The organism is Streptococcus sp. sy010 (assembly GCF_007859175.1).
Lineage (GTDB): Bacteria > Bacillota > Bacilli > Lactobacillales > Streptococcaceae > Streptococcus.
In genome coordinates this window covers 54,916-75,809 of the sequence record NZ_VOHO01000002.1, presented here as the reverse complement: position 1 = coordinate 75,809, position 20,894 = coordinate 54,916, and the positions used below count along the sequence as shown (strand labels likewise).

General features: G+C 39.1%; 18 protein-coding genes. 1 reads left to right on the top strand and 17 read right to left on the bottom strand.

What is annotated here, in order from left to right:
• Positions 1 to 50 precede the first annotated feature (50 nt).
• The 14 genes from greA to sstT form a co-directional block, all read right to left on the bottom strand.
• On the bottom strand, positions 51 to 533 hold the full coding sequence (gene greA / locus FRX51_RS02785) for a transcription elongation factor GreA (RefSeq protein WP_146495659.1): 483 nt from the start codon (positions 531 to 533) through the stop codon (positions 51 to 53).
• Positions 534 to 626: 93 nt separating this feature from the next.
• Positions 627 to 2,381, bottom strand: a complete 1,755-nt coding sequence (gene mltG / locus FRX51_RS02780) for an endolytic transglycosylase MltG (protein ID WP_146495657.1) — start codon at positions 2,379 to 2,381, stop codon at positions 627 to 629.
• A gap of 55 nt (positions 2,382 to 2,436) precedes the next feature.
• Entirely contained in the window at positions 2,437 to 2,928 is a 492-nt protein-coding gene (locus FRX51_RS02775; protein WP_146495655.1) for a GNAT family N-acetyltransferase, read from the bottom strand.
• A gap of 12 nt (positions 2,929 to 2,940) precedes the next feature.
• The gene (gene murC / locus FRX51_RS02770) at positions 2,941 to 4,272 is read right to left on the bottom strand and encodes a UDP-N-acetylmuramate--L-alanine ligase (protein ID WP_146495653.1); all 1,332 of its coding nucleotides are present in this window, start codon (positions 4,270 to 4,272) and stop codon (positions 2,941 to 2,943) included.
• A gap of 17 nt (positions 4,273 to 4,289) precedes the next feature.
• Positions 4,290 to 4,868 carry a hypothetical protein gene (locus FRX51_RS02765; protein WP_261379142.1) on the bottom strand — a complete coding sequence of 193 codons (579 nt, stop codon included), beginning with the start codon at positions 4,866 to 4,868 and terminating at the stop codon, positions 4,290 to 4,292.
• Between the two features lie 103 nt (positions 4,869 to 4,971).
• Positions 4,972 to 8,052 (bottom strand): DEAD/DEAH box helicase, encoded by a 3,081-nt coding sequence (locus tag FRX51_RS02760; RefSeq protein WP_146495649.1) that lies wholly within the window; start codon positions 8,050 to 8,052, stop codon positions 4,972 to 4,974.
• A gap of 151 nt (positions 8,053 to 8,203) precedes the next feature.
• Positions 8,204 to 9,043 (bottom strand): class B sortase, LPKTxAVK-specific, encoded by an 840-nt coding sequence (gene srtB / locus FRX51_RS02755; RefSeq protein WP_146495647.1) that lies wholly within the window; start codon positions 9,041 to 9,043, stop codon positions 8,204 to 8,206.
• Positions 9,044 to 9,118: 75 nt separating this feature from the next.
• Entirely contained in the window at positions 9,119 to 9,808 is a 690-nt protein-coding gene (locus FRX51_RS02750) for an LPKTxAVK-anchored surface protein (protein ID WP_146495645.1), read from the bottom strand.
• A gap of 174 nt (positions 9,809 to 9,982) precedes the next feature.
• Positions 9,983 to 10,837: a class B sortase, LPKTxAVK-specific gene (gene srtB / locus FRX51_RS02745; protein WP_398587245.1), complete on the bottom strand. Its 855-nt coding sequence runs from the start codon at positions 10,835 to 10,837 to the stop codon at positions 9,983 to 9,985.
• 21 nt (positions 10,838 to 10,858) lie between these two features.
• The gene (locus FRX51_RS02740; protein WP_146495641.1) at positions 10,859 to 11,692 is read right to left on the bottom strand and encodes an energy-coupling factor transporter transmembrane protein EcfT; all 834 of its coding nucleotides are present in this window, start codon (positions 11,690 to 11,692) and stop codon (positions 10,859 to 10,861) included.
• Entirely contained in the window at positions 11,679 to 13,367 is a 1,689-nt protein-coding gene (locus tag FRX51_RS02735) for an ABC transporter ATP-binding protein (protein WP_398587268.1), read from the bottom strand. Before FRX51_RS02735 ends, FRX51_RS02740 begins: the two co-directional genes overlap by 14 nt.
• Positions 13,368 to 13,375: 8 nt before the next feature.
• On the bottom strand, positions 13,376 to 13,924 hold the full coding sequence (locus FRX51_RS02730; RefSeq protein ID WP_146495639.1) for an ECF-type riboflavin transporter substrate-binding protein: 549 nt from the start codon (positions 13,922 to 13,924) through the stop codon (positions 13,376 to 13,378).
• 9 nt (positions 13,925 to 13,933) lie between these two features.
• Positions 13,934 to 14,776 (bottom strand): S-adenosyl-l-methionine hydroxide adenosyltransferase family protein, encoded by an 843-nt coding sequence (locus tag FRX51_RS02725; protein WP_146495637.1) that lies wholly within the window; start codon positions 14,774 to 14,776, stop codon positions 13,934 to 13,936.
• A gap of 176 nt (positions 14,777 to 14,952) precedes the next feature.
• Positions 14,953 to 16,158, bottom strand: coding sequence for a serine/threonine transporter SstT (gene sstT / locus FRX51_RS02720; RefSeq protein WP_146495635.1), 1,206 nt, complete (start codon positions 16,156 to 16,158; stop codon positions 14,953 to 14,955).
• Positions 16,159 to 16,354: 196 nt separating this feature from the next.
• Between sstT and brnQ the strand changes: the two genes are divergently transcribed.
• Complete coding sequence (gene brnQ, locus FRX51_RS02715) at positions 16,355 to 17,731, top strand: branched-chain amino acid transport system II carrier protein (RefSeq protein WP_146495634.1); 1,377 nt, start codon at positions 16,355 to 16,357, stop codon at positions 17,729 to 17,731.
• Positions 17,732 to 17,776: 45 nt separating this feature from the next.
• Here brnQ and FRX51_RS02710 read toward each other — a convergent pair whose 3' ends face one another.
• From FRX51_RS02710 to FRX51_RS02700, 3 genes are read right to left on the bottom strand one after another with little or no spacing between them, the layout of a single operon-like run.
• Positions 17,777 to 18,469 (bottom strand): methionine ABC transporter permease, encoded by a 693-nt coding sequence (locus FRX51_RS02710; RefSeq protein WP_146495632.1) that lies wholly within the window; start codon positions 18,467 to 18,469, stop codon positions 17,777 to 17,779.
• Entirely contained in the window at positions 18,470 to 19,534 is a 1,065-nt protein-coding gene (locus FRX51_RS02705) for a methionine ABC transporter ATP-binding protein (RefSeq protein ID WP_146460910.1), read from the bottom strand. It abuts the gene before it with no gap.
• A complete protein-coding gene (locus FRX51_RS02700) occupies positions 19,524 to 20,894 on the bottom strand; it encodes a M20/M25/M40 family metallo-hydrolase (RefSeq protein WP_398587242.1) in 1,371 nt (456 codons plus the stop codon). Before FRX51_RS02700 ends, FRX51_RS02705 begins: the two co-directional genes overlap by 11 nt.

Sequence of the window (20,894 nt, the reverse complement as noted above, 5' to 3'; positions counted from 1 at the left end):
CTTTTTTAATAACTAAAAAGACTAAAACCTAAGGGCTTCAGTCTTTTTGATTAGGCTGTTTTAATCACACTAACAATTTCTAATTGGTAGGCTCCACCTGGCGCTTCAATCTTAGCCACATCCCCAACTTTTTTACCAATAAGGGCTTGAGCCACAGGACTTTCATTAGAAATTTTCCCTGAAAAAATATCTGCACTGGCAGCACCAACGATTGAGTAGGTTACTTCTTTACCACTATCTAGTTGTTTTACCACAACAGTTCGACCAATAGCTACCTCATCCTTTGCAACCGCATCACTATCAATAATTTCAGCATAACGAATCTTGGTTTCTAGAGTTGAAATTTGATCTTCCACAAAAGCCTGTTCATCTTTTGCTGCATCATACTCACTGTTTTCTGACAAGTCACCGTACGAACGAGCAATTTTAATTCGTTCGACAACTTCAGGACGACGGACAAGTTTTAGTTCTTCCAGTTCTTTTTCTAGCTGTTCTTTTTCAGCTAGGGTCATTTGATAGGTTTTTTCTGCCATAATATTTCATTTCCTTTTCTGATTTTTTATTCTTCAAAAACCAAAGAGCAGCAGGGCAACCCCTACGCTCTTTTTATGGTTACTATTTTGTCATTAGTTTAACTGACTATTGACATATTTTTCAACATTAGCTGAATGTTCTTCATAAGTTTCAGCATAATAAACACTACCAGTCTTAACATCTGCTACAAAGTAGAGATAATTCGTATTGGCTGGAGCAATGGTTGCTTTAATCGCTGATAAGCTTGGACTATCTACTGGCCCTGGCATCAAACCTGGATTTTGATAGATGTTATAAGGCGACGCAATACCAGTATCGATTGCAGCGTCTTCTGCCAAGGTCGTTTTTTGACCGAGTTTGCCCATAGCATACAAGATAGCGATGTTACTTTGCAAAGGCATGTTTTCAGCCAAACGATTATAGAATACGCTAGCAATCATCTTACGATCGTCATCTGTTGAGCCTTCTTTTTCAACCAGAGAAGCCAGTGTTAAAACTTCATTGACGGTCTTACCAGAAGCGACAATCTGATCATAGTAAGGCGATAGTTGACTATCCATCGTCGCAATCATGTCCTCAACAACTTCTTCCAAGGTTGTTTCTTCATAGTAGTTATAAGTCGCTGGGAAAAGATAACCTTCCAGTTGGTAACGAGCATCTGTGGTTGATGGCAAGTCAGCTAACAAATTCGGATATTTTTGCACCATTTTATTGATAAAGCTACTATCTGTCATCAAAGCAAGAAAATCTTCCTTGCTAAATGGTGTTTTGTCTGTCGTGTCCTTGGTATTGGCATTACTAGTAATCGCTTGAGCAATCTGATCAATGGTGTAACCTTCTGTGACCAAAATTTTACCAAGAGCTGGACGAGTTGGTTCTGCTGTCCCACCTTTTTGTAGTTCTGCTACAATTTCATCTAAAGACATACTCTTTTGAAGATTGTAATAACCACTTTGGAAGTTGGTATAATTACGAAACTTGGTATAGTAATTAAAAATTGTTCCACTCTTAATCACACCAGATTGTTCTAAAATCTGACCAATCATCTTGTTACCAGAACCTGATGGAATTTCAACCTGAACATAGTCAGTTGATGTTTTATCAGCCGGATTGATACCTGATTGAACATAACGATAACCAAAGAAAGCCGTGATTAACAAGACCAACAAAATAGCTGCAATCAAGCCACGAGAAATACGTCTGGCCAAATGGTCTGTTCGTTCCTGTTTACTTAAATAAACAGGTTCTTCTTCAAGGACATCCTCATCTTCAAAGGCAACGACTTCCTCTTGCTCCACCATATCGTCTCTATTTGAACTTGAAAAAATCTCAGGATTTGTTTGTGCTTCTGGTGCCAAGCCCAGTCCGTGATTAGTTGATACTTCTGAAGCAGATAACTCTTCTTCCTGTAAATCAGCTAGACCGACCAAATCAGATAGATTTTGTGTCTGAACTAACTCTAACGGTTCATCTTGTGGCACAAATTGAGAGAAGTCTTGATCTCGATTGAAATCAATCGTTTCTGAAAAATCTGGTTCAAGTTCAACCTGCTCCATCTCTTGGTCAGTCACTAAGTTTTCAACACGAATATCCTCAAGGGCAGCCTGTGCTTGACGCTCTAACTCTTCCCTTTCTTCTGTTGTTCGTAGTTCTTCTAAACGTTTTTGTTCTTCATATTCTGCTAAAAGCTGAGCTGTGCGTTTGGCAGCTTCTTCTGCTTCTAACTGTTTTTGTCGTAGTTCTTCTTCTCGAATCTTACGCAAACGATTGGCTTCTTCCAATTCAGCTAAAATCTGTTCTTTGAAAGAGCGGCCTGTTTGAGCTTTTGGCTTATCATTATCAGTCAAATTCTCAACCTCCCATTTTTATCAAAGGCCATTATACCTTAAAAATCAAGGAAAATCAAGCAGGAGCATACCAAACCAGATTATACCATTGATAACCACCTAAATTTGACGTGTTTGATTCGCCCTCGTCAACAAAACCATTCATGACATAATAACTAATTAAATGGTCATGACAGGTTAAACTCAGCCCTTGGCGATCTTGGGCCACTGCCAAATCTTTCATTGTTGCTAATAGGCTACTGCCAATCCCTTGCCCTTGATGACTTTTAGCTACCGATAAGGCACTAATGATGAAATAACCACCATCAACTTGATTGGGAACTGCTCCCATAAAAACGTCATCTTTCAGATATTTATCTTGACGAGCATGAGCCGTAATATAACCCACCACTTGATTATCTATTTCTGCTACTAGAAAACTATCGCTGATCGTTTTAATCTGCTCACTCATAGCTGTTTCTGTAATGGCCTCATCAGGTAGAAAATTCTCTCTTTCCAGAAACATTAAACGCTCTAAATCGTCTAGCCTAACTTGTCTAATCTGCATAACCATATCTTATTATTGGGTATTCGTTGCCAAGCTAGACACCAATTGTTCAAAGGCATGTTCATAGGTTTGAATATCACCTGCTCCCATAAAGACATAAACGGCATTGTCATGTTTCAAAAGAGGGGACACATTATCAGCCGTGATGATTTGAACGGGTTTTGTGATATTAGCGGCCAAATCATCAATCTTAACTTGACCATTATCCACCTCACGCGCTGACCCATAAATTTCTGCCAAATAAACTGCATCTGCATCATTAAGTGCAGCTGCAAACTCATCTAACAAGGCAATCGTACGAGTAAAGGTATGAGGTTGGAAAATAGCCACAACCTGCTTAGCTGGATATTTTTGGCGTGCAGCGTCTAAGGTTGCAATGATTTCTGTTGGGTGATGAGCAAAATCATCAATAATGATTTTATCATTAACAATTTTTTCTGTGAAACGACGTTTTACGCCTGCAAAGGTTTTAAGATGTTCAGCTACTAGGCTCATGTCAAACCCTGCAATATATAGGTTACCAATAACCGCCGTGGCATTCAAAATATTATGGCGACCAAAGGCAGGCACATGGAAGTTACCCAATTCTTTTTGACCATAACGCACCTTGAAATCCGATCCATTAGTCGTTCTAACCAAATCATAGGCGATAAAATCGCAATCCTCTTCAAAACCATAATAGTAAATAGGAGCATTAGCCGTCAAACGACGCAATAGTGGATCGCCACCAAAGATAAAGAGACCCTTAGTCACTTGTTTTGCATAGTCATCAAAGGCATTAAAGACATCATCCAAGCTCGTGAAATAATCTGGGTGATCAAAATCAATATTGGTGATAATGCTGTACTCAGGATGATAAGGTGCAAAATGACGCTCATATTCGTCTGATTCAAAAACAAAATACTCACTATTGGCTGAACCACGACCAGTTCCATCACCGATAAGATAAGACGTGTCTGTAATATTCTTCAAAACATGGGACAACAAACCAGTCGTTGAGGTCTTGCCATGTGCTCCTGCCACACCTAGACTGGTGAATTGACGCATGAATTCACCTAAAAACTCATGGTAACGTTTGAAGGGAATACCTTCTTTAATCGCCTTAGCTAGTTCAATGTTGTTATCTTCACGAAAGGCATTACCGGCAATCAATTCTAAATCAGCAGTAATGTTCTCTTCAGCAAAAGGTAGTACCGTAATGCCTGCTTCTTCTAAACCATATTGGGTGAAGTAGTACTTGTCCACATCGCTTCCTTGCACCTTGTGGCCCATTTGATGCAACATCAAGGCCAGGGCACTCATACCAGCCCCTTTAATCCCAATAAAGTGATAGATTTTTGTCATGATTTTCTCCTCATTTTTTACTCATCAAATCGTGTCAAATTCAATTCTTGTGCCACCTGACGCTCTTTTTGAACTTGATTCATCGTTCTATTATAAATTTGACTGGTTTTCAAAAAGTCATAATTATTTTTTTTCGGTTTATTCTTGCTAGAAAGATTTTTAGGTTCTTGATAAACAGTTGGCAACTCAGCCAAGATATAATCTGTCTGATGCAAGACTTGTGCTAGTTTACCCAAGGTTGTTAAGGGTTTTGTTTCCTTAGCCTTGTCTAAAGACTTAACACTTGATGTAAAACTTGACTTGGGTGCTAATTTAAGCTCCTGAGCCATCATGGTCTGACGTTTTTTTCTAACATCTTCCCTAGCCTGTTGACGCATGGTTTCCAAATAAGTACCATTTTTATCATCAGACAAGTTGACCTGTTTTGTCATCTGCACTGGCTGCTGATTGACCACTGGATTGCTATCATATTTTTCCATGTAACTGCCGTGAATTTGACTGATTAAATCTTCCTTTTCATATAAATTCATGGCAGGGGCTGGTGTGATAATCGGTTCATTATCTGCCACCAAGGGATAGGATCTTTTTTGTTTCATCAAGAAAACCTCCTTTCTATGCTTGTTTATTATACCCTAAAACCAAGTTTTTTTCAAAGTCTTCTTGACTGAGAAAAAGAATGGCTCTTGACCATTCTTTCAGCTAATCCATTCCTAAAATTTCCTTGATTTCAGCCAAACTTAGATTAGTTTTACTATCTTGACCATCTAGGACCGTTGTAATCAGATGACGCTTACGGTCTTGTAAAGCTAAAATTTTTTCTTCAATACTTCCTCGGGTTATCAAACGATAAACCGCTACAGGTCGTTCTTGTCCCAAACGATGTGCACGACCAATCGCCTGCATCTCAACGGCAGGATTCCACCACAAATCCACCAAAATCACGGTGTCTGCCCCTGTTAAATTAAGACCTACCCCACCAGCTTTTAAGGAAATGAGAAAAACATCTCTTTGACCCGCATTAAATTGTTGGGTCATGTTCTGTCTTTTATCTGACGGGGTTGATCCTGTCAACTTAAAACTACTCAAAGACAAGTCTTGAAGAAGGCCCTCAATAATGTCTAGCATCCCCTTAAATTGAGAAAAAATCAAAACACGTCGTTGGTTTTTCTTTAGCTGTGTGAGCAGTTCGATTAGGCTATCAATTTTACCACTAGAACCTTGATAATCCATAAAAAGCGCTGGAGTATCACAGATTTGACGTAACCTCATCAAACCTGATAAAATTTCCATTTTTTTAGCTTGAAATTCCTGAGTCGAGGTGTGTGCAACCTGATCTTGCATTTGCCTTAATTGTGCCAAATAGATACTTTTTTGCTCATCAGCCAATTCGTTATAATGTGTAATTTCAATCAAGTTTGGTAATTCTGGCAAGACATCTTCTTTTTTTCGCCGCAAAATAAAAGGAGAAATTCTTGTCGCAACCATTTGAGCTGACCAGCTTAAAAACTTAGACCGACTAAGCAAAAGCCCTGGCATAACAATTTGAAAAATAGACCAGATTTCCAACAGTTTATTTTCAATTGGTGTTCCAGACAAGGCAAAACAACGTTTGACTTCAAATTGACGCAACTGTTGTGCTAGTTTACTCTGATTATTTTTCATCATTTGAGCTTCATCCAAAATCAAATAATCAAACTGCTTGGCTTGATAAGTCAAAACATCCTGACGAAAGGCAGAATAACTGCTGATAATCACTTGATGGCCTTCAGCAATAATCTTATCTCGCAAGGATTTCGGACCATAAGCCACTGCCACATCTACGTCTGGAGCAAACCTTGCCCATTCTTCCTGCCAATTATAAATCAAGCTAGACGGTGCAAGAATCAAAACCCTTGTATCTGCAGTCATGCGAGAGGTCAAAAAGGCAATGGTCTGTAAGGTTTTTCCCAAACCCATATCATCTGCCAAGATACCACCAAACCCATAACGATCAAGCATACTCAACCACTTAACCCCAGTTTGCTGGTAGTCACGTAAATTCGCCTTGATGTTTAATTCAGGTAATTCCAATTCTTCTGGATGCCTTAAATCATAGGCTAACTGTTCAAATGGTGCTGAAAAATTCACACGCGACATGGACCGAGTTAGACTTTCTAGTTGAAAAGCACTTAAAATAGGAAGGCTCAATTTCCCCGGCTCAATCGTTTCTACTGATGTAACTTGCAAGGCTTGACTAATTTTCTGCGTCATGTCATCAAACTCAACTAATTGACCTGATTGATTGATAAAAAAAGACTCATTTGCCAAGAGGGCTGACATGGCTAACTCAACATCATCTTCGGTAATACCTGCAAAATCAAAGGAAATCGCAAGCAACCCTTCTTGATAGTCAATTAAAACGTTAGGGGCAAGTTCTTTTTTTCGCCTGTCCAAATCTTCTGCTAATCTTACCAGTCCCAATTGTTGTAATTGTGGTAAGGTTTGATGAAAAAATTGATGCAAATGAGATGACCTTAATGGTGGATGATAGGCGGTAAAATCACCAATAAAACCACATGCCTTAATCGTCTGAAAAACTGCCTTTTCATGTTCAAAATGACTGGTAAAAGGCAATGCCGACAAGTCTTGACGATTATGAACCACTGCTTGACCGTAATCAAAAACCGTTCTCAACACAAGACGACCATCATTTGCTATATCCAAATCAAAACTTGGCACAAAATCCTTAATCACAAATTCTTCTGGTGCAATTACCTGACCCAAACTTTGAAACGCCAATAGACTAGCTGCCAGTTGAGCCTGTTCTGATTTTAGAAAACTAATCATTCTCTTTTTGTCATCTATCACAGGCAAACTCTGTATTGCTGTCAATAGACGCATTTGCTTATTATTTAGACGATAAAAAGTTCCTTGATGCCACAAGTATTCCTTATCAAAAAACAGTTGGTCTGTCAATGCTTCACAAATCAGCTCAATCTGATTTTCTTGATTATTTACCTTAAAGAGATAAAATCCATCATTTCCAGTCAACTCAGCAAAAGTGATTCGACTATAGTTGATCTGATCCATTTCTAAAGAAAAATCGTACAAGTCTGCTAACAAAAGCAACCCCTGTTCAAAGACACTAACAGGCAAACTAAGGTGACGCGCTTGATTAGGAAAATAATAGTCCAATAATACAGACTGACCTTGTGGTAGTAAGCGCCAAAGAAACTCAATTAATCGTTGACTTGCTTGATCAAAGTTTTCCAAAGACAAAGGCTCAAAATACTGTTTGCCAAGTTGATAATGCGATTTTCGACGAAGACCTTGCAAAAAACTTTTGATATCACGAATAATATATTGACGGTTATCTGGTAAACGATTGATTTTCAAAGTCCACCAAAAATCAGAAGAATAAGGATTGGGCTCGCCAAATGCTGACAAGCGATAATCCCTCTCACTATCTTGAGTCAAGTCCAGCTGATCCAAAAATAATTTACCAAGTGATGCTACCACTTCTACGGGCTCTGGAATAGATTTTTCTTGCTCTACAAGATGTTGGAGCAATTTATCATTTTTAAGTGCATGTTCCACAGCTGCTAGATGTTGACAATATTGTTTTTGTAAAAAACAATCACATTGACAGTGCGTCTCGCTCTCTTGTGAAGAAAATTGAAGGGCTACCTGATCCACTTGAAACAATAAGCTTTTCGCTTCTTCTTTTTCAAACGTCACTAAACCTTTCTCATAAAGAGATATCCCTTCATTTCTCACACGACTCGGAATCATTCGCACCATAGTTTACAGTCCTCCTTATCCCTTCATTATATCAAATTTCTCTTTCTTTTACTGAAAAATCCAGTCAATACTCCAGACACAAAAAACCAGACTTGACGAACACAAGTCTGGTTAGTGTTGAATATAGATTTTTAGTAACCACCTCCTTGATTTAGCGTGTTGGAACATAAGTGAGTTTGTCACCATTTTCAGCTAAGAACTGCTCCAATTCACTATCTGGGATGCGTCTCATATAGAGATTTGAGCGAATGGTATCATCATCTTCACGACAGGTTGATAACACCAAATATTTATCTGTTGGCTTGACTACGGCTCCTTCTTTTTTGCTGACTGCATCTGTAGCCACTGCATTCAGCTGCTCAGCAAACGATTCTTCACTGTCAAAAGAAGTTCGATAAAAAGCAGTCGTTTCTGGAACGATAATAAAGAACATCGCTTCATAGTAATACTTCCGCTCTGCCGTTTCAAGAACAAGGTAACGATTCTGATCAAAGAAAGTTTGATCTTCATAAAAATTAACATCATTAAACATACGATTATCTGGCACCTGGCTACCTCTAGCATGTCCAAACAACCAAGTCAAACTGTCATTCCAATCCTTATTATTATCCGTATCCATAAAGACGGCACCCATTAAAGGCTCATTGTTACCCTCAAATGTCTTATCCAGATAGGTAGCATTATCACCTGTCTGGACGACTGGTTCGTCTAATTTCGTTCCAGGAGCATAGATATAACCAATCACTTCAGGATTGATCGCTGAAAGAGCATCAAAACGTTCCTTCAAATAGGCTTGCTCTTCTGCACTTGGTTGATAAGTGACTTGATTGGTCGTTGTCTGTGCTGGTGTGTTTTGAGAGCTAGCCACATTAGACACTGGATTTTTAACACCAAAGGCAAACCATGTACTGATCGCTACAGCCACAACCAATAAGCTTGCTAGTAAGTATTTGAGTTGCCTGTGCTTTCTTCGTTCATTTTGATAAAACATATTATCCTCCATTATTTAATAAAGAAAAGGCTATTCTATCGAATAACCTTTAACCTTACTTCGACAGCAAATAGATTATTTTACTGCTGATGTTTTTGGCAATGTTTTCTCACCAGATTTCGCTGCAGCTGCTGGCGATACTTTTGCTGAACTTGATTTACCAGAAGGAGCAACTGCTGAACCAGCTTTAGATGAAGCAGCCTTAGCTACTGTTGCTGATTTCTTATCTGATTTAGCAGACTCTTTTTTATCTGAACTTGTTGTTTCTTTTTTAGTGTCTGAGCTTGCTGCTGTTTCGCTTGAAGCCGTTTCAGAAGTTGTTGAGTCACCTTTAACAGTTACTTTTGAACCTGTTTTAGTATTTTCAACAACTGTGTTACCTACACCGTCAAAGTTGCGTGTATCAACTTCATTAGTATCAAGTACTTTTGCTGAACCATTTTCAACGACTGTGTTTCCTACACCTTCAAGGTTACGAACATCAATAGCTGCATCGTTATTGTTAACGGCTCCTTCTACTGTTGAAGGAACTGGTTGAGCCAATTTTTCTTTAATGATTGCTGCTGCATCTTCTGCTGCTTTCACCTCAGCTTTAACAGCTTCTTCTTTTGCTGTTTCTTTAGCAACTTCTGATTTTAACCATGCAGCTACGTCAGTATTTTGATCACCAACCATAACGTTATCTTGTGCAAATGCTGGCGCTGCAACTGACAAGGCAACGCTTGCCAATAGTGATGTTGACATTAATTTCAATTTCTTGTTCATAAACGAACTCCTCCGATTTTTTATAGAATTCCCCATAGGATTCTATTTATATTTTAACGCACCCCCCCCCCCGTTTTGTCAAGCTTTTTGCACGTTTTTTTCAAATTTTCATCAACTTTTTTGACCTTTTTTGACCATAAAAAACAACCTAATTTCTTAGGTTGTTTTCTTTAATTAACGAGTCGCAACATAGGTTAATTTATCACCATTTTCAGCCAAAAATTGTGGTAAGTCCTCATCAGGAATTTGACGTAAATAGAGATTAGCTCTCAAACTACCATCTTCTTCACGACAGGTTGACAATACCAAATATTTGTCAAGCGGATCAATCACCGCATCTGCTTTTTTTACTTTGGATTCGGCTGCCACTGTTTCTAACTGCTTACGAAAATCTTCCTTACTCTCAAAAGATGTCCGATATAACGGAGTGGTTTCAGGAACAATGATAAAATAGGTCGCTTCATAATAATAGTTGCGCTCAGGTGTTTCTAATACCAGATAGGGATTTTGATCGAAAAAGGTCTGATCATCATAAAAATTCACATCGTTAAACATGCGATTATCTGAAACAAGACTCCCCCTAGCATGCCCAAAAAGCCAAGTCAATGAATCCGTGAAATCTTTTTGATTGTTGGTATCCATAAAGACTGCCCCCATATAAGGTTCATAAGTGCCTTCAAAAGTTTTTTCCAAATAAGTCGCATTATCTCCTGTTTGCACAACAGGTTCATCCAACTTAGTTCCTGGAATATAGATATAACCAATGACTTCTGGATTGATAGCTGATAATTTAGCAAAACGCTCTTTCAAATAAGCTGTTTCTTCATCACTAACTTGATAGCCTTCAGGTGTTTGAGAGGAAGCTGTTTGAACAACTTGCTCACTTGATTGGCTACTGCTTACCGTAGAAACCGTTGATGTTTGCTGATTTTGGGTCATAACTATCAGACCACAAGCGAACACCAACCCTAACAAAGCAAGCAACAAATACTTAACATATGCAGACGTAGGTCTTTTTTGATTAAACATACTCATTTCTTTCTAAGTCATTTAAGTCCAAGGGTTATAAAACCGTCCTTGATTGAGCCAAATCAATACAAAACTAAGCACTAGGATAAGAATTGCCAAGGCAATGACGCCATAATCGCCAGCTTTCAAGTCTTGTTTTTGGTACCAGGTTCGTTTTTTCCCCTTGCCAAAACGACGTAACTCCATAGCCGTTGCAACGGTGTCGATTCGTTCTAAGGAGCTAAAAATCAAGGGGGTTAAAATCAACAAGTTCCCTTTAATACGTTCTAATAATTTAGCTTTTTGAGATAATTCCAACCCACGCGCATTTTGTGATAACTTAATGAGATAAAATTCCTCTTGTAAATCTGGAATATAACGTAAAGTCAGACTAACAGCATAAGCAATCTTATAAGGGACACCAATTTGATTAAGGCTGGCTGCAAATTGGCTAGGATGAGTCGTCAGCAAAAAGACAATAGCCATAGGCACTGTTGAGAAATACTTCAGAGCAAGATTAAATAAATAAAAAAGTTCTTGACTGCTTATGCCATAAGCACCGATTCCAGCCCAAAGTAAAGTCTTTTGCCCATAAATCTCAACCCCATAATTGGGAGCAAAGAGATAAACCATGAGCAAATTCAAAAATGCAAAGAATAAGACCAAATAAATCACAAAAGACACCTGTCGCCATTTGATATTAGCTAGCTTGAAAAGCAATAACGAACCCCCCCCCACAAAAGCAAGCAAACGTGTGTCATAACTAATCATTACTGCTATTGAAACAAGGATAAAGAAGATTAACTTACTCGCACCTGACAGCTGATGAATTGGGCTAGTTCCTGGTTGGTAACCCAAGAGTTTATTTGTCTGCATGATGCTCTCCTTTATTGCGCAATGTATAATGATTAACCACTTGCTCAACATCAAGCCCAAGTTTATCCGCCAAAGCAAACAGACTTGGCTGACAAAGATTGGCTTGTGTTAAGATATCTTTTTGTTTTAAAATCTGAATTGGTTGGTCGTCAGCTAAAATTTGCCCCTTGGCTAAAACTAAAGCTCGATCACTATGTTCTAACATCAACTGCATATCATGAGTAATCATAATAATGGTATGGCCGGCTTGATTAAGCTGATCCAAAAACGCCATAATCTCGCTATAATGCTGAAAATCTTGGCCAGCTGTTGGCTCATCTAACAAGATAATTTCTGGATTCAAAACCAAAATAGACGCAATGGTCACTCGTTTCTTTTGACCAAAAGACAAGGCTGCAATCGGCCAATGGCGATAAGGATACAGGCCACAAATTTTTAAGGTTTTTTCTACACGTTCCTTTACGTCTGCCTCACTCACTTGACGCAAACGTAAACCTAAGGCTACCTCATCAAAAATCATGGTCTGACTAATCATTTGATTAGGATTTTGCAAGACATAACCAATACGCTCTGCTCGCTCCTTAATCGTATCTGCTGAAATGTCTTGGCCTTGATAAAAGATTTGACCTTGGCTAGATTCAACAAACTGGCAGAGTGCTTTAGCCAAAGTGGACTTCCCAGCCCCGTTTTGACCAATCAAGGCCAAACGCTCACCTTTTTTTACGGTAAAGGAAATATCAGATAAAATGGGCTGTCCATCACCATAACTCACCTCTAAATCTTTGACAACCAACACATCTTCACTTGGCTTTGAAGATTGATAAGAGTCAATCGTTGGCAAGGATAACTTGGGCAAATCCATACCTTCCAACTGCGACAAAGAACTTAGTGAGGTCAAGTCCAATCCTTGTTCACGCAAAAAACCAAGATACAGCGGCTCACGAATCCCTTGCTCTTTTAATAAAGTCGTAAGAAGTAAGTCATCTGGTTGCCCATCAAAAATAACCTCACCTTCTGCCATCAAAATCACTCGATCAACAGAAGCAGCTAACACTTCCTCTAAGCGATGTTCGATAATCAAGGTTGTGACTTTCTCACTCTTATGAATGCTGTCAATAAGAGCCAACATATCCTGACTGGATTTAGGATCTAAATTAGCCAAAGGCTCGTCAAACACTAAAATCGGACTTTCATCAATCAGAACACCTGCTAAGCTCACTCTTTGCTTTTGCCCACCTGATAAATCTTGTGGACGGTGTTGCAGCAAATTTTCCAAACCTAGTCGTTTGCTCCACATCTCGACCTTTTCTTTCATCTCTTTTTCAGGTACTTGATCATTTTCTAAAGCAAAGGCTATATCTTCTGCCACAGACAAGCCAATAAACTGGCCATCGGTATCCTGCAATACCGTACTGACCAGTTTTGACTTATCATAAATCGATTGTTCAAAGCTAGGCTGACCCGCCATTAGAAAACGATCTGTCATTTTTCCCTTGTGATGATTAGGAATCAAGCCGTTAATTAACTGTCCTAAGGTTGATTTGCCTGAACCAGACGGCCCAACCAATAAGATTTTTTCACCTTCTTGGATACTTAGGTTAATATTTTTCAGAGTAGGCTCTGCTTGTGTTTCATATTGAAAACTAAAATCATCAAATACAATCAAGTCTGTCATCATTTCTATCATTCCTTAGAAAGACTACCAGCTTTAATTCGAGTCCGAGCATAAAGGCCAATCAACAAGCTACCACCCAAACCAACTGTTAGGGCATTAACTCCTGCTGACCAAATCCCTTGAACATAAACTTTACTAGCAATTTCCTTGTAAATCAAAACATCTGCATAAGGTGCAATCAACCCCCAGCCAATAAAGTTTACTACTAGTTGAGTAAGATTAAAAACAAGATAATCCTTTCCTTGTAGTTGGCCCTTATCTAATTTAATCACACCAGATAACAAACCAATACCCAAACCAATCAAACCACTGACCAAGACCCAAGTCCACCAAACTGAGCCGTATTGAATGGCATCTTTGAGTGCATGACCAATAAAACCTGCAAAGAAACCAACGCTTGGCCCATAAATCAAGGCAAACAAAGCTAAAACAGCATACTGTAACTGGATACTGGTATTGGGTACTGGTACAGGAATATTCACCAAAATTCCAATAATCACAAAGAGTGCGGCACCAATTCCCGTTGCGACAACTTTTTTAATTGAGTTATTTTTCATAGACATCTCCTAAATTTTCTTCACTTCAATATGCCAGTTCGAACCCACTCCCACATTATAGGCCTTGGCAAACGACCCTTGGTTAATCGCCAAACCTAGACGATAGAGGGAGTTAATATACAAAATTGGCTGACCAATACGAACATCTGCAAAAGATTTACCATACGTCACTTGATTTTGATACACCAACATATCATTGTTATAAATCGTCACTTCAAAACGGTCGTTAAATTCTGGGTTTAATTGATAAAACTCCTCACGAGTAATCGAAGTCCACAAAGACCCAAAGCGAACATCCAAAATGTCAATAGCTCCCCTAACTTGATTGTCAGTAACTTGGGTTTCTACCACTGGCAATTCCACAATATCATCCACTGACAAGACAGGGCCAACTTCTTCAAAGCTAATATGCCCACTAGCTAATTTTGCTCCTGTATAGGCATAGACATCACGACCATGGAAGGTATAAGAATGCTCTGTATTTTGACGACGATTTTTCACTTCAGAAATCTCACGAACAGCCTTAATACCAACATGTTTTTTAATGTAAGATAGGGTACCATTGTCTGGTGTCACGATATAGTGGTCTTGTTCTGTTAAGGCAACGACACTTTTACGTTTAGACCCCACACCTGGATCAACAACCGAAACAAAGGTTGTTCCTTTCGGCCAATATTCAACCGTTTGGAACAGACGATAGCTGCCTTCAAAGATGTTATAAGGTGTAATGTCATGCGTCAAATGGTGAATGCCTAAGTTGGGTGATTCTTGCAATGCTACACCAATCATAGCCGACACTGCCCCATCAACCAAACCAAAATCTGATTGTAACACTAGTAATTGATTACTCATTTATCTTTCCTTTTTCTAACTAAGATAGTATTTATTTTACCATAAGTTACACTATTTTTGTAGGCTATACTTAACAAGGAATATCCATAGTTACAAACTATATCAAAAAGTATAAAAACAGGTTGAAACATGATCTGTTCAACCTGTTAATTTATGAAACAACAACTCTGATGTTCTTATTTTTTACCCCAGGCTGATTTTTCAGCTACAGCAGTAAAGAGAACGTCTGTTGATGAGTTGATGGCTGTCTCACATGAATCTTGAATCACACCAATGATGAACCCAACACCAACAACCTCAGCAGCAATGTTGCCATCAATTCCAAACAAGCTACAAGCTAAAGGAATCAAAAGTAAAGAACCACCTGCAACTCCTGACGCACCACATGCTGATAAGGCAGCAATCACACTAAGTAAGAAAGCCGTTGGGAAATCTACAGAAATTCCCAAGGTATTCACTGCAGCCAAGGTTAAAACAGTGATAGTAATCGCTGCACCACCCATGTTGATCGTTGCTCCTAGTGGAATTGATACTGAATACATATCTTCATTCAAGCCAAGTTCCTTACAAAGACGCATATTAACAGGAATATTTGCTGCTGAACTACGTGTAAAGAAGGCTGAGATGCCACTTTCTTTCAAACAACGGAAAACCAGTGGATAGGGATTTTTTTTCATCACAATAAAAGCAATCAATGGGTTAACAACCAATGCGACAACAGCCATAGTGCCAACCAATACAAGTAACAAACGACCGTATGTGGTTAGAATATCTAAACCATTTTGTGAGATTGTGGCAAATACTAAGCCCATAATCCCGAATGGTGCCATCTCAATGACCCATGTTACCACTTTTGAAGTCGCATCAGAAATTTGTCCTAGACCATCTTTAATCGAATCACTCGCTTGACGCAAAGCCAAACCAAAAAGAACTGCCCAAGATAAGACACCAATGTAGTTGGCATTGGCAATGGCATTAAGCGGGTTATCAACAATGTTGGTGATAAAAGTGTTGAAAACTTCCGCAATCCCTTGTGGAGCTGATGACGTATCTGTGGCTGCTCCTGATAGGTTCAGTGTGACAGGAAAAGCAAAACTAGCCAAGACAGCTACAAAAGCTGCTGCAAAGGTCACAAGCAAATAAAGGATAATGACACTTTTCATGTTGCTTTGTTGCCCTTGTTTAGATTGTGATAAGGCATGGACAACCAAAACAAATACCAATACAGGCGCAACACCTTTTAAGGCACCTACAAAGACGGTACCAAACAAGCCAATCACTGACCATGAGGGAACAACAAGACCTAAAATCGCTCCAATAACGACACCGATAATGATTCGCTGAATCAAACTCAGTCGTTTCCAAAATTGAATTTCTTTCATTTCTTTACTCCTTTAGAAAATAATAATATTACTATAGTACCTAAAAAAAAAAAAAAATTCAAGACTATTTATGTCAATTTTCACAAGATTTCCTTGATTTATACGGCTATTGACGAATGTTTAGGACTAGGGTACAATGGTTAATTAAGATAACTAACTTATCTTTTTATCTCAATTAACCGATAAGGAAAAATAAATGAAATCTACTCAAAATAAGTATTTAATTATTGGTTTGATGCTATTTGCCATGTTTTTTGGTGCTTCAAACCTAACCTATCCTGCTTTTCTAGGTATCTACTCTGGTAGCAACCTATGGCTTGCCATTCTTGGATTTTGCTTATCAGCAGTGACACTCCCGCTATTAGCCGTTATCGCCATTTCTTATTCTGGTAGCGATAATGCCCAAGACATGATTGAAAAACGTGTTTCCAAATGGTTTGCCGTCACCTTTATGACGGTGCTTAATCTGGCAATCGGCCCTCTCTTTTCTATTTCTAGAACAGGTGCTGTTTCCTTCTCTGTTGGTGTGGCTCCATTCTTCGGCAATGACCTCATCAGCAAACTTATCTATGGTCTGATTTTCTTTGGCTTAACCTACTTAATCGCTGTTAAACCAAGTAAAATCGCTGATAATATTGGTAAATACCTCACGCCAGCACTACTCTTGGTTATTGCAACTCTAATTATTGGGTCTTATATCAGTCCGGCAGCCACTTCTCCTAGTAATAGTTATAATGCAGCCAATGATTTATCAAACGCCTTTTCTGATGTACCATTTATCGCCGGACTCCTTCAAGGCTATGGAACACTGGACGCTCTAGCTGCTTTTATGTTTATCAATGTTGTGATTAGCTCAGCCAAACAATTTGGAGCTAAATCTAAACATGATGTTGCCATCATTTCACTCAAAGCTGGTGTCATCACAACCGCCTTTCTTGCCATTATTTATATCTTTATTGCTCGTTTAGGTTCGGTATCACAAGGCTTATTTAACATGCAAGATGGGCTCTTTGTCCTTAATGGAGCAGGTGTAGATGGTGGAACTGTTCTCAGTATCGCAGCTCGCAGTTATTTTGGAACCTTTGGGCAATTAACCCTTTCACTAGCTGTCTTTCTGGCTTGTTTGTCAACATCATCAGGTTTAGTGGTGGCTAGTGCAGATTATTTCCACACTTTGTTGCCAAAACTATCTCATGCTCGCTGGTCTGCTATAATGACCTTAATTGGTACTTTTCTTTACTTTAGTGGTCTAAATGGCATCATTAAAGCTTCTCTTGCCATGCTCTTCTTCCTTTATCCTATTGCGATTAGCTTGATTGTACTGACCTTAACAGGCAAATGGTTTAAAGATAAAAAAATCGTTTATGTTTCAACTCTGATTTGGACTTCTGTTGCTGCCCTTTACGATTCATTATCTACCCTAGCTAGTCAATTAAACATGGATTTTATCCCATCTAGTATCAGTCATTTCTTTACCCAAATCCTTCCCTTAGGACAATTTCAATTAGGTTGGATTTGTTTTGCACTGGTTGGCTTTATTCTAGGTCTTATTTTAGATAAAATCAAAGCATAATAAATACGCTTAGTCATCACTAAGCGTATTTTCTTTATCTAAAAACTATTTATGACTGACCTTTTTGGTTAAGAAATCCCCTAGGAACTGAATGGCAAAAATCAAAATCAAAATCATCAGAGTTGCCACCCAAGTCACATCATTATTATAACGATTATAACCGTAGGAAATGGCCACGTTACCTAGACCACCTGCTCCGATTGCGCCTGCCATGGCTGTTTCACCAACCAAGGAAATCAAGGTCACCGTTGACACACGAATCAAATCTGGCAAACCTTCCGTCAAATATACGCCCACAATATCCCATGTGGTCGCACCAGACGCTTGAGCTGCTTCAATAATTCCCTTGTCCAACTCAGACAGAACCACCTGTACTTGACGAGCAAAAAAAGGAAATACTGCCACAGAAAGCGACACATTGGCCGCATCAGGTCCAAGCATTGTACCAACTAAAAGGAGGGCAACAGGGAACATAATAGCTAACAAGAGAATAAAGGGAATGGCACGAAAGACCGATGTCACCTTATCCAAAACCCAAAAAACTAATTTATTTTCGATCACACCACCTGGTTTAGTCATTACCAATAATAAACCGGCAACCAAGCCCAAAATGCCACCGATAACAAAAGGAATTAAGGTCATATAAAGGGTGTTAAACAGGGCGGTTCCCCAACCTGCATCACCAGACCACCCCAACGCATAGACGTTAGGCAAATAGGTTTGAATCAATTCACTCATCTAGGCACCTCTTTTCAATACAACAACAGATACCCCAGCTTTTTCTAGGGCAGTTAATGCACTAGCCAAATTGTCCGTTTGACCAGATAGGATAACGACCAATTCACCAACCGGCACATGGTCTAGAATTTCAATATTGCCATAAAGGATATTGGCACTGACATCAAATTCTTTATAAATCTGATTAAGAATCGGCTCATCGGTTGACGTTCCCGCATATTTTAACTCAACTAAAATCGAATCATCCGCTAGATTAGCTACAATATCTTGCTTTTCAATCTTGAGAAGGGCTTCATCTAAGCCAGTAGCCGTTTGGATAAATTCCTGAGTTAAGACTTGTTGTGGGTTAGAGAAGATGTCAAGAACACTGCCTTCTTCAATCAGCACACCATTTTGCATAACCGCAACACGATTACAAATGTCTTTAACTATCTGCATTTCATGGGTAATCATGACAATGGTCAAACCTAATTTTTCATTCAGATTTTGTAAAAGACTCAAAATTTGCTTGGTGGTTTTTGGATCCAAGGCACTGGTTGATTCATCTGAAATCAAAATCTTAGGATCATTAGCAAGGGCACGAGCGATGGCGACACGTTGTTTTTGTCCACCAGATAGTTGTGAGGGGTAATTGTCAGCACGATCTGCCAAGCCAACCAGACCCAAGAGTTCTGTCACTTTTTTATCTTTTTCTTCCTTACTCAAGTCAGAATGTTTCAGAGCAAAAGCAACATTTTCTCGAGCAGTTTTTTGTGACATTAGGTTAAAGTGTTGGAAAATCATGCCAATATCACGACGTTTCTCTCGCAACTGGGTCGCCGTCAAAACAGGTTTGTCATTATCAAAAATCACATCACTATCAATGACCACACGACCCTTGGTCGGTTTTTGCAACAGGTTGATGACACGAACCAAGGTTGATTTCCCAGCACCAGAATAACCAACAATACCATAAATATCCCCTTGGTTAATTGTGATACTGACATCTTTGACGGCTTCAATCACTCGTTTCTTCTGATGAAAGGTAATATCAATATGTTCTAAGTTAATAATTTCATTTGCCATAACTTCTAATTAACTCCTCTATTAGTTTTACATGACGGTAGTAATCTGCTACCGTTACATTTTCATCTCCAGCATGGTCTCGACTGTTGGGATTTCCCATTCCAAAAGCAGCAATCGGCACGCCTAAGGCATCAAAAACCGTGTGCATAGGACCTGTACCTGCTGAAGTCGGCAAGATAGCCACACCTTCTTCATAGTGAGCCTTAGCCAGTTCTATTACTCTGATAATGGCAGCATGACTCATATCACTGCGATAGCTCTTTTCGCCCAAAGTATAGGTCAATTCCACTTGAGAAAAGCCATTTTTAACCAATTGTTTTTTGACCTTGTCAAAGACATCCTGCGGACTGAGATTAGGAACTAGACGAATCTCCAATTTTGCATGGGCTTGACCTGGCAAAATCGTCTTGACACCACTTCCTTGATAGCCCGACCACAAGCCTTCAATAGCAATCGACGGTTCAAAATAAAAACGTTTCAAGAAGACTTCACGCTCTTCAACCAAAATAGGTAACTCCAAGCCATAGATAGCCTGTAATTTTTCTGGACTTAGTTGGGCATGTTTCTGAATAAGAGCCATTTCTCGCTCATTTGGTTCAAGTAACTCATCTGTCAAGCCTTCAATTAACAAGGAACCATCTGCTTCTCGTAAACTATTAAGTGCCTGAATCAAGTACCAAATACTTGATTCCACAACACCACCATAGCTAGAATGAATATCCAAATCTGCACTCTTAACATGCGCATCAAAGGTCAAAATCCCCTTGTTACCACCATAGATTTCAAGCTGTCCTAGATTATTACGATTTCCCTGTTCCCAAATCAATAAATCTGCCTTAGACAACTTGGCACTATATTTAGCTAGATACTTATCCAAGTCAACAGAAGCTGATTCTTCAGCCCCTTCCATGATAAAAATGACATTAACTGGCAGGCCTTGTCCTTCTTGCAGAACCTTCATCATAGCTGTCAAGCGAGCTGTGATATGCCCCTTGTCATCATCAACACCCCGTCCATAGATAATATCATCTCGTATGGTCATGGTAAACGGATCGCTCGTCCAGATTTGGTCAGCGTCAGCTGGAACAGTGTCATAATGGTTGTAGAAAATGATGGTCTTGGCATCTGCTTGCTCACTCTTAAACTCGGCCATTACAAAAGGAGCGGTATAACTATCATCGAGTGTCACTTGAGCACCTGCTTTACGAAAAGTTTCTGCTAAAAAGTGGGCAACTTCTAAAAGACCAATACCTTGAGCATAGATTGATTTTTTGGCAATCAAATCGCGTAAAACCATCAAATAATCTTGAACAATTGGATCTGACCAAAAGGCCTGAATATCAGCTTTTTCACTTGTCAT

Coding starts and splice junctions, on each gene's coding strand:
- greA (WP_146495659.1), bottom strand. CDS start 533: ATGGCAGAAAAAACCTATCAAATGACCCTAGCTGAAAAAGAACAGCTA.
- FRX51_RS02775 (WP_146495655.1), bottom strand. CDS start 2,928: ATGCAGATTAGACAAGTTAGGCTAGACGATTTAGAGCGTTTAATGTTT.
- murC (WP_146495653.1), bottom strand. CDS start 4,272: ATGACAAAAATCTATCACTTTATTGGGATTAAAGGGGCTGGTATGAGT.
- FRX51_RS02765 (WP_261379142.1), bottom strand. CDS start 4,868: ATGAAACAAAAAAGATCCTATCCCTTGGTGGCAGATAATGAACCGATT.
- FRX51_RS02760 (WP_146495649.1), bottom strand. CDS start 8,052: ATGGTGCGAATGATTCCGAGTCGTGTGAGAAATGAAGGGATATCTCTT.
- srtB (WP_146495647.1), bottom strand. CDS start 9,043: ATGTTTTATCAAAATGAACGAAGAAAGCACAGGCAACTCAAATACTTA.
- FRX51_RS02750 (WP_146495645.1), bottom strand. CDS start 9,808: ATGAACAAGAAATTGAAATTAATGTCAACATCACTATTGGCAAGCGTT.
- srtB (WP_398587245.1), bottom strand. CDS start 10,837: ATGTTTAATCAAAAAAGACCTACGTCTGCATATGTTAAGTATTTGTTG.
- FRX51_RS02740 (WP_146495641.1), bottom strand. CDS start 11,692: ATGCAGACAAATAAACTCTTGGGTTACCAACCAGGAACTAGCCCAATT.
- FRX51_RS02735 (WP_398587268.1), bottom strand. CDS start 13,367: ATGACAGACTTGATTGTATTTGATGATTTTAGTTTTCAATATGAAACA.
- FRX51_RS02730 (WP_146495639.1), bottom strand. CDS start 13,924: ATGAAAAATAACTCAATTAAAAAAGTTGTCGCAACGGGAATTGGTGCC.
- FRX51_RS02725 (WP_146495637.1), bottom strand. CDS start 14,776: ATGAGTAATCAATTACTAGTGTTACAATCAGATTTTGGTTTGGTTGAT.
- sstT (WP_146495635.1), bottom strand. CDS start 16,158: ATGAAAGAAATTCAATTTTGGAAACGACTGAGTTTGATTCAGCGAATC.
- brnQ (WP_146495634.1), top strand. CDS start 16,355: ATGAAATCTACTCAAAATAAGTATTTAATTATTGGTTTGATGCTATTT.
- FRX51_RS02710 (WP_146495632.1), bottom strand. CDS start 18,469: ATGAGTGAATTGATTCAAACCTATTTGCCTAACGTCTATGCGTTGGGG.
- FRX51_RS02705 (WP_146460910.1), bottom strand. CDS start 19,534: ATGGCAAATGAAATTATTAACTTAGAACATATTGATATTACCTTTCAT.
- FRX51_RS02700 (WP_398587242.1), bottom strand. CDS start 20,894: ATGACAAGTGAAAAAGCTGATATTCAGGCCTTTTGGTCAGATCCAATT.